The 8,413-nt window shown below is 65.6% G+C and carries 9 protein-coding genes; 1 reads left to right on the top strand and 8 read right to left on the bottom strand.

Annotated features, from left to right (window positions below):
- From FKP22_RS13720 to FKP22_RS13700, 5 genes are all read right to left on the bottom strand, one after another.
- The coding region (locus tag FKP22_RS13720; RefSeq protein WP_141288045.1) for an RNA 3'-terminal phosphate cyclase at positions 1-502 on the bottom strand (502 nt) is incomplete at its 3' end.
- Between the two features lie 50 nt (positions 503-552).
- Complete coding sequence (locus FKP22_RS13715) at positions 553-1,029, bottom strand: DUF4275 family protein (RefSeq protein ID WP_141288044.1); 477 nt, start codon at positions 1,027-1,029, stop codon at positions 553-555.
- The gene (locus tag FKP22_RS13710; RefSeq protein ID WP_141288043.1) at positions 1,019-1,441 is read right to left on the bottom strand and encodes a zinc-ribbon domain containing protein; all 423 of its coding nucleotides are present in this window, start codon (positions 1,439-1,441) and stop codon (positions 1,019-1,021) included. Before FKP22_RS13710 ends, FKP22_RS13715 begins: the two co-directional genes overlap by 11 nt.
- A 38-nt stretch (positions 1,442-1,479) precedes the next feature.
- Positions 1,480-2,706, bottom strand: a complete 1,227-nt coding sequence (locus FKP22_RS13705) for an RtcB family protein (protein WP_141288042.1) — start codon at positions 2,704-2,706, stop codon at positions 1,480-1,482.
- 21 nt (positions 2,707-2,727) lie between these two features.
- Positions 2,728-3,882 carry a slipin family protein gene (locus FKP22_RS13700; protein WP_141288041.1) on the bottom strand — a complete coding sequence of 385 codons (1,155 nt, stop codon included), beginning with the start codon at positions 3,880-3,882 and terminating at the stop codon, positions 2,728-2,730.
- Positions 3,883-4,507: 625 nt separating this feature from the next.
- On the opposite strand from FKP22_RS13700, the gene rtcR reads away from it, so the two are divergent.
- Positions 4,508-6,124, top strand: coding sequence for an RNA repair transcriptional activator RtcR (gene rtcR / locus FKP22_RS13695; protein ID WP_141288040.1), 1,617 nt, complete (start codon positions 4,508-4,510; stop codon positions 6,122-6,124).
- On the opposite strand, the gene add is transcribed toward rtcR, so the two are convergent.
- From add to FKP22_RS13680, 3 genes are all read right to left on the bottom strand, one after another.
- Positions 6,111-7,172 (bottom strand): adenosine deaminase, encoded by a 1,062-nt coding sequence (add, locus tag FKP22_RS13690; protein ID WP_231011035.1) that lies wholly within the window; start codon positions 7,170-7,172, stop codon positions 6,111-6,113. The genes rtcR and add overlap by 14 nt on opposite strands.
- 117 nt (positions 7,173-7,289) lie before the next feature.
- Complete coding sequence (locus FKP22_RS13685; protein WP_141288038.1) at positions 7,290-8,234, bottom strand: nucleoside hydrolase; 945 nt, start codon at positions 8,232-8,234, stop codon at positions 7,290-7,292.
- Positions 8,235-8,240: 6 nt separating this feature from the next.
- The gene (locus FKP22_RS13680; protein ID WP_233446842.1) at positions 8,241-8,402 is read right to left on the bottom strand and encodes a hypothetical protein; all 162 of its coding nucleotides are present in this window, start codon (positions 8,400-8,402) and stop codon (positions 8,241-8,243) included.
- Between the last annotated feature and the right edge of the window lie 11 nt (positions 8,403-8,413).

Here is an 8,413-nt window from a genome sequence, read left to right as displayed (position 1 = left end):
CCTCGGCCGTCAGCTCCCCGCCGCCGGCCGGGTAGAAGCCATGGCGGCGCAGTGTCACGTCCAGCCCCACGCCCATGCGGCGCAGCAGCGGTGCAAACGAGCGCTCGATGAAATGGAAGTTCGGCGCCATCGGGTTGTGCGTGCCACCTTGCAGCGTCAGGCGGCTGGGCCCGTCTGCCAGCATCAGCGCCGGCAGCACGGTCTGCAGCACCAGCATGCAGCTGCCCGCCGAGCCGACCGCAAAGCGGTACTCGCCCGCCTTCACCGCCCCCGGCTCGAACACCAGCTCCCGCGAACCCAGCTCCGCACCCTGCACGGTCGCGCCACTCACCGCCTGCGCCGCATTCACGCAAGCCAGGTGCTGCCGCATCAAGCCCGGCTTGGGCCGGCGCCCGCGAATGTCGTGCAGCGCAAACCCCTGCCCGGTGCACATGGCCAGCGCCAGCGCGCTGCGCAAAATCTGGCCGCCGCCCTCACCCGCGGCGCCATCGAGTTCGATCATCTTGTTCATCACGTCTTGCATTGTTGTTCTCTCTTCCACTGCCTCGCCGCTCAACACCATCCTCTGGCGCGAGCCACCTCGGCCTGCCGGCGCTTCTCCAGCCTTTGTTGGTTTGCGGCCTCCAACTGCACGTAGTCGGCATGCTTTGCAAAGTACGGCCCCAGCCACCCTTCTTCGTGGGTGAAGGCCATGTTCCAGGCCAGGTTCTCCGGAAATACGTTGTAGTCGCGCTCGGGCCAATTCACAGGCTTTCGGTCCAACACGAAGGCCGAGCGCTGATCATTCGACAGCAGGATGTAACGTTCGGCGGAATGCGCGGCGTAGACCGCACGCGCTTCTGCGGCGTCTAGGCTTGGATATCGGCCGCCGCTGAAGACGTGCCAGAGATAGTCGTCAGCATTGACGCCATGCCGGTTCCGTCCAAACACATCGAGCCAGCGCTCGCCCCAAACCAGAGTTTCATCAGGTGTGCAGCAACGCAGAACACCTTCGATGCTGGTAGCTGGCTTCAGGAAATTACGCTTCATTCGCGCGCTCCTCGCTGGCCACGACAACCGCCAAACGCTCTCGCTTGCGCGCAAGCCCCGCTTCGGCGATCTGCCGCGCAACTTTCACCCGCAGGCGTTCCGCCTCGCGGCAAGGTGCGCAGCGGACCGCGCGGCTCCAGACGTGGCCGCCCGCCACTTCGTACCACCAATGCTGCCGCGCAGCAGTCCAGACTTGTGGCTTTGCGCAATCGCGGCAAGTGAACGCGTAGTCTGAGTATTGGCGCCGTGGCACAGCAAAGCTGTTGTTCAGGGCCACCATCCAAGGCTCGACGAACGTCATCTCCGAAAGCTGCCGAGCAGAGGAACGGCGAGCCGTGGCGGCTTGCTTCGCCGCAGCCCGCGCATGACGCCTGGCCATGATCTCCGTCCGCCGCTGTTTGTTGCTCTTCATCTCAACTCTCCCGCGGCGATGCAAACGCTCGCCGTTCTCTATCCCTTCACGCACACAACCTGCTTCAGCGTGTAGACGACTTCGACCAGGTCCTTCTGCGCGGCCATCACCGCGTCGATGTCCTTGTAGGCCATCGGGATCTCGTCGATGACGGCTTCGTCCTTGCGGCACTCCACGCCTTCGGTGGCCTTGATCTGGTCGGCCACGGTGAACAGTTTCTTGGCCTTGGTGCGGCTCATCACGCGGCCTGCCCCATGGCTGCAGCTCTCGAAGCTTTCCGGGTTCCCCAGACCGCGCACGATGTAGCTGCGCGCGCCCATGGAGCCGGGAATGATGCCCAGCTGCCCCTTCCTGGCGCTCACCGCGCCCTTGCGGGTCACGAACACGTCTTCACCGAAGTGACGTTCCTGCTGCACGTAGTTGTGGTGACAGTTCACCGCTTCAACGTGCGCCTCGAACGGCTTGGTGATCACGTGGCGCACGGTGGCGATCAGGTTGGCCATCATCACTTCACGGTTCTTCGCCGCGAACTTCTGCGCCCAGCCGACCGCACGCACGTAGTCGCCGAAGTACTGCGCGCCTTCCTCGAAGTACGCCAGGTCCTGGTCCGGCAGGTTGCGCTGGTGGACTTCCGCGTCCTTCTTCGCCAGCTCGATGAAGTGGGTGCCGATGGCGTTCCCCACCCCGCGCGAACCGGAGTGCAGCATGAACCACACTGCCCCCGCTTCATCCAGGCAGACCTCGATGAAGTGGTTCCCGGTGCCCAGCGTTCCCAGGTGCTTGCGGTTGTTGGTGTTCTTCAGGCGCGGGTGGTCTTCGCACAGCGCTTCGAACTCGTCCACCAGCCCCGCCCAGGCCTGGTCCACCAGGTTGGGCGGGTTCTCCCAGGCGCCTTCGTCACGGCGCCAGCCCTTGGGCGAACGGCCATGCGGCACGGCCTTCTCGATGGCCGAACGCAGCGGCCCCAGGTTGTCCGGCAGGTCCTCGGCACGCAGCGTGGTCTTGCAAGCCATCATCCCGCAGCCGATGTCCACTCCCACCGCAGCGGGAATGATGGCCTTCAGCGTCGGGATGACCGAGCCGACCGTGGCACCGATCCCCAGGTGCACGTCCGGCATTGCCGCCACGTGCTTGAAGACGATGGGCAGGCGCGCTGCATTGCTCAACTGCGCATGCGCCTCGGGCTCGACCGGCACGCCGCGGGTCCACATCTTGATGGGCACGCCGCCTTCGACTTGTTCTTCGTTGTAGTTCATGGTGTTCATTTCATTCTTCTTTCAACAGGTTCAGCGCAGCTTCACCAGATTGTTCAGCACGCCTTCCAGGCCGCCGTAAACCGAGATCTTGTCGATGCGTTCGGCCACGCGCTCCAGCGTTTCCATTTCCTTCAAGCGCAGTGCGATCGGGCTGTCTTCCATCACTTTCGCGGTGTTCAACAGCGATCGGGTCGCCGCGGTTTCTTCGCGGCGGCGGATCACGTTCGCCTGGGCCGATTTCTCGGCCTCGACCACCTGCGCCAGGATGGTCTTCATCTCGCCCGGCAGGATGATGTCTTTCACGCCCACCGATTCCAACATCAGGCCGCTCTCCATCAGCCGCTCGCGGACCTGGACGCGCACGCCTTCGTCGATCAGCGACTTGTTTTCCAGCAGTTCATCCAGCGTGCGAGTGCCAACGATGGACCGCAGCGCAAACTGCAGTTCCCGATATAGCGCCTCGGCCGGCTTGGCATGCTGGCCGAAGGCCTGCATCACGTCGGCGTAGCGCCAGGTGGCGGTCAGGTTCAAGCGCAAGGCCACCTTGTCCTTGGTCAGGATCTCCTGGCCGCTCACCTCGCAGACCTGCACGCGCAGGTCCACGGTTTCAACGGCCACCGTGCGGTTGAAGCGCCAGAACGCGAACGCGCCGGGCTGCAACAGCTTCACGAACTTGCCGTCCACCGACAGCACGCCCTGAGAGAACTCCGACACCTGACCTTGCAACACACCGTGCAGGCCTGCCACGGCACGCTGGCGCAACTGCGTCTGCGTGATGCGCGACACCAGGTCCTGCGGCAATTCGATCTGCTCTGCGGCGAGGTCCAACACCTCGACCTTCACGTCCGTCAGGCCCTTCCAGTACAACTTGCGCGAGGCCGGCGGCAGCAGTTCGACCAACACGCCGTTTTCATGGCGCAGGCCAACCTGGGTGTCCGTGAGTTCGACGCGGACGAACTCTTGTTCCACCACCGCCGGCTCCTTGGCCATCAGGTAGTCCGCCAACTGGTGCGAAAACGCCGGCTGGTCGATCGCGAAGGTCTCCACGCGAAGTTCATCGAACCACGAGAACACGCGGTGGCGGCCGGGCTGGAGCACGCGCTCGAAATCGCCGTTGCGAAACAACAGGCCACGTTCGTTCTTCTTCACCACCACGCGGCGGAATTTCTGGTTCAGCTTGTTCATTTCGTTCTTTCTTTTCTTGTCGTCGTTTGGCAATGTTGGGGTGCCGTTACAGGGGCCGCGGCGGACGGTGAGGGCCTCGGCAAGGGAATCGCAGCGCGCCCCTCCCATGGCTGACTGCGTTCGCGCGTCGCGCGGTCTCTCCGCACAAGCTGCTGCCGCTGACGATGGCGAGCTTCAGGAGCACTTTCGCTTTCCTTCCACGCGGCACCGCATTCGGCGGAGTCTTTCGACTGTTCTATTTGCTCTCAATAAGCTGGATTTGTGGTCCAGCTGAAGTGGTGGACAACCGGGACTCGAACCCTGGCTTCTTGCGAAGGCACCTGCCAGTCCTGATCAACCCTTTCCAGTGGCGCGGCATGCGCACCGCCCATGGGCTCAACACCCAGGCCTTGCGCACCGGCGCGGCCGGCTTTCGCCAAAACCGCTGACCTGTGAAGCGTTCACTTTCCGTGGTCGACACCGTTCTATTCGCACGGGGTGTGCCAACCCTGGTTCGGCTCAGCCAGAAGACATTGCAAGCCGTTGAATCCAAAAGGAAATATTGAATTCGGAGCAACTCGTCGACTGACGAATTGCTGGCAGAAGTATCGGATTGCTAGAATTAAAGCTAGCCAACTAGCCAGAAATGAAAACCTCCCAGAAGACCGTCGTCATCGGATTCCTCGGCACGCAGCTGGACTCGGGCCAGGGCGCGGGCCGGTGGGAGAAGTGGCGGCCGACGATTTCGCTGGTCCAGCACGAGGACACGGTGATCCACCGGCTGGAGTTGCTGTACACCAAGCCGCACCTGGCGCTGGCGCAGCTGATGAAGGCCGACATTGCCAATGTTTCGCCCGAGACCACGGTGAACCTGGTGCCCATCGAGCTGGCCGACCCGTGGGACTTTGGCGAGGTCTACACCGCGCTGTACGACTGGGCCAAGGGCTACCGCTTCGATGCCGAGCGCGAGCGCTACTGGGCCCACATCACCACCGGCACGCACGTCGCGCAGATCTGCATGTTCCTGCTGGTCGAGTCGCGTCAACTGCCGGGGGTGTTGCTGCAAAGCTCGCCGCCGCGGCGGCAGCGCGCGGGCGAGCCGGGCAACATCGCGCTGATCGACCTGGACCTGTCTCGCTACGACGGCATTGCCAAGCGCTTCCACCAGGATCAGAGCGACGCGGTGGCCTTCCTGAAGAGCGGCATTGCCACGCGCAACCCGCGCTTCAATGCGCTGATTGCCGAGATCGAGCGGGTGGCAGTGCGCTCGAAGGCACCCATCCTGCTGGTGGGCCCCACGGGCGCAGGCAAGTCCTTCCTGGCGCGGCGCATGTACGAGCTGAAGAAGGCGCGGCACCAGCTCGAAGGCAGCTTCGTCGAAGTGAACTGCGCCACGCTGCGGGGCGACGGTGCGGCCTCCGCGCTGTTCGGCCACAAGAAGGGCGCGTTCACCGGCGCAGCAACCGAGCGCGCAGGCCTGCTGCGCACGGCGGACGGCGGGCTGCTGTTCCTGGACGAGATTGGCGAGCTGGGGCTGGACGAGCAGGCCATGCTGCTGAAGGCCATCGAGGAAAAACGCTTTTTCCCGATGGGCAGCGACCGCGAGGTGGCGAGCGACTTCCAGCTGCTGGCCGGCACCAACCGCGACCTGCGCGCCGAGGTGGCGGCCGGCCGCTTCCGCGACGACCTGTTCGCCCGCATCAACCTCTGGACCTACGACCTGCCGAGCCTCGCACAGCGCACCGAAGACATCGAGCCCAACACCGAGCACCTGCTGGCCTTGAGCGCGCAGGACACCGGCCGCGCCGTGCGCTTCAACGCCGAAGCCAAGGCCCGCTACCTGCGCTTCGCGCAGTCAGCCGAAGCCACCTGGAACGGCAACTTCCGCGACCTCAGCGCGTCCGTCACGCGGCTGGCCACGCTGGCCGAGGGCGGGCGCATCGGCGTGGACCTGGTGGACGCAGAGATCGCTCGGTTGCGCTGGCTGTGGAAGCGGCAGGACGAGCCGAGCAGTGGCGCCGAAACCGACATCGACCTGCACGCCCTGCTGGGCGACGAAACGGCGGACGCGCTGGACTTGTTCGACCGCCTGCAACTGCAATCGGTGCTGCGCGTGTGCCGCAGCGCCAAGAGCCTGTCGGACGCCGGCCGGCAGCTGTTCCACGTCAGCCGCACGCAGCGCAGCGTGGTCAACGATGCCGACCGGCTGCGCAAGTACCTGCAGAAGTTCGGCCTGGGCTGGGAACGGATCAGCGAGGCCTGAGAGGCCAGCCGCCCGGGCCCTGAGCTGCGGCGGGAGGCAGCAGCTGAGCACTCAGGCTGTCGAACTGCAGACTCCAGGCCTGGCGCCAGGCCTGCCGCAGATCGTCGTCCATCCAGGCGGCGTCCAGGCCATTGAGCATGAAGCCCTTCAAGGCCGGCAGGTCGAAGCCGAAGTCCTGGGCCATCATCAGCCAGGCGCGGGTGGGCGTGACGTGGTGCAGCGTCGGGTCGTCGGTGTTGGGGTGCACGCGCAGGCCCAGGCGCACCATCTCGCGGATCGGGTGGTCCAGCGCCCAGCGCTCCGGCGCCAGGGTGCGCAGGTAATAGGAGTTGGTGGGCACGACGGTGAAGACGAGGTTGCGCTCGATGCAGCGGCGCACCAGCGCCGGGTTGTCGATCACGGTGTAGCCATGGTCCACGCGGTCGACCTGCAACTGGTCGATGGCGGTCTCGACATGGGTCCAGGGCGTGCCGAATTCACCGGCATGCGCGGTGGTCTTGAGGCCGGCGCGGCGCGCGTCCCGATAAGCCTCCCAGAACAGCTCCGGTGGGTGGCCGACTTCGTTGTAGTCGATGCCAATGCCGAGGACCTCGGGCGCCCGATGGGCCGCAACCAGGCGCACCATCTCCACGGCGTCGTCCGTGGTGGCTTCACGGTCGATGCTGGGCACCAGACGGCCGATGATGCCCAGGTCGCGCTCGGCATCTCGAATGGCCTGCACGATGGCGCTCTGCGCCGCCACATAGGGAATGCGGGAGACCTGCATCGTGCCGGTGGGGTTCCAGAAAAACTCGGCGTAGAGCACGCCATGCTGGCGCGCGTCTTCGAGGTACTCGCGGGTGAGGCGGTACAGATCGTCCGCGGCGACGATGAGCTCACGGTCCAGCGCTCGCAGCACGCGCAACACGCCCACGGGCTTCTCGCCGCGGGTGTAGAAGGCCTCGATGGTGTCCTCGCTGATGGGTGCCTGCGCCTTCCTGGCCAGGGCCTGGAAGGTCTGCTGTCGCACGGTGCCGAACAGGTGGCAATGCAGTTCCACCTTGGGCATGGCGTGCAGGAATCTTTCGAGTGGCGACCGGGGGTCAGCCGCCTCGCACGAGGCGCTCTGGAACATGTCTGTCTTCTTGTTCGTGAGGAAATGGCGGAGTGATGCGCCCTAGGGCGCTCAGCCCAGGCAATAGATCAAGCGATCCATGAGGGCCGGCAGGGCCTGGCCAGCATCAATGCGCATGGCCACCTGCACCGGTGGCTTGCGCTGGTGGGCCGGCCGGAATTCGCAGACCGTCATGCCGCGGGTGAAGCGGCCTTGCAGTTCGATGTCCACCTGCGCCGGCCGGAACTCGAAGTGCTCGGGGTGGCTGAGGTAGGCGGCCACGACCGGGTCGTACAGTGGCATGGGGACCGCGCCGTCCGCACTGCGGATGCGCTGGTAGGCGTCCAGGTAGCCCGCGAACCATTGCGCCCTTGGGCTGGCCAGCGCCCGCACCTGGCGAACCTCGGCCTGGGTGAGCGTGATCTGGCGGCACAGGTTGAGGCCGAACATGCGCAACGGAATGCCGGCATTGAAGACTTCGCTGGCGGCCTCGGGGTCGGCATGGATGTTGAACTCGGCGGCGGCGGTCTGGTTGCCGCCGTCGGTGGAGCCGCCCATCAGCAGGATCTCGGGGATGGACGCGGCGATGTCTGGCGCCTGGCGCAGCGCAGTGGCCAGGTTGGTCAGCGGTGCGATGGCCAGGATGCTGAGCTCGCCCGGGTGGCGGCGCACAGCATCGATCAAGGCTTGCACGGCATGCGGGCCGCTGCCTGCGGCCGTGGCAGCCACCGGTGGCAACGGCTCGCCGGTGGTCTTCATGCCACTGGCGCCCAGCACATGCTGCGCGGTCTCGTTGCCACCCGCCAGGGCCTGGTCGCAGCCGCTGTAGAGCGGCGCGCTCAGGCCGTAGTGGGACTGGATGCGCTGCGCGTTGTCGAAGGTGGCGGCCAGGGGCGCGTTGCCCGCGACCACGCTGGTGCCCACCCAGTCCAACGCCGGATTGGCGGCCAGCAGCAGCATGGTGAACCAGTCGTCGAAGCCGGGGTCGGTGTCCAGCCAGATCTTGCGGTTGCTCATGGTGCGTCAGTCGCGCAGGCAGACGGCCGCTGCGAGCGGCAGCGCGAAGTGCACGGTCTCGCCTTCGCGCCAGCGAGCCTCGGCGGCATCGCACAAGCCCTTGACCGGCCCCAGCGGCGAGTCCAGCAGGTATTCGACCTGGTCACCCAGGTAGCCGCGCGCCCGCACCGTGCCGGCGA

The organism is Ideonella azotifigens, from assembly GCF_006519715.1.
GTDB classification, from domain to species: Bacteria; Pseudomonadota; Gammaproteobacteria; order Burkholderiales; family Burkholderiaceae_C; genus Ideonella; species Ideonella azotifigens.
The sequence above is the reverse complement of the archived record's forward strand: the minus strand, read 5'-3'. Positions and strand labels throughout refer to the sequence as shown.

What these genes read in the sequence shown, in the direction of transcription:
- FKP22_RS13715 (WP_141288044.1), bottom strand. Translation starts at nt 1,029, where the DNA reads ATGAAGCGTAATTTCCTGAAGCCAGCTACCAGCATCGAAGGTGTTCTG.
- FKP22_RS13710 (WP_141288043.1), bottom strand. Translation starts at nt 1,441, where the DNA reads ATGAAGAGCAACAAACAGCGGCGGACGGAGATCATGGCCAGGCGTCAT.
- FKP22_RS13705 (WP_141288042.1), bottom strand. Translation starts at nt 2,706, where the DNA reads ATGAACACCATGAACTACAACGAAGAACAAGTCGAAGGCGGCGTGCCC.
- FKP22_RS13700 (WP_141288041.1), bottom strand. Translation starts at nt 3,882, where the DNA reads ATGAACAAGCTGAACCAGAAATTCCGCCGCGTGGTGGTGAAGAAGAAC.
- rtcR (WP_141288040.1), top strand. Translation starts at nt 4,508, where the DNA reads ATGAAAACCTCCCAGAAGACCGTCGTCATCGGATTCCTCGGCACGCAG.
- add (WP_231011035.1), bottom strand. Translation starts at nt 7,172, where the DNA reads ATGCCCAAGGTGGAACTGCATTGCCACCTGTTCGGCACCGTGCGACAG.
- FKP22_RS13685 (WP_141288038.1), bottom strand. Translation starts at nt 8,234, where the DNA reads ATGAGCAACCGCAAGATCTGGCTGGACACCGACCCCGGCTTCGACGAC.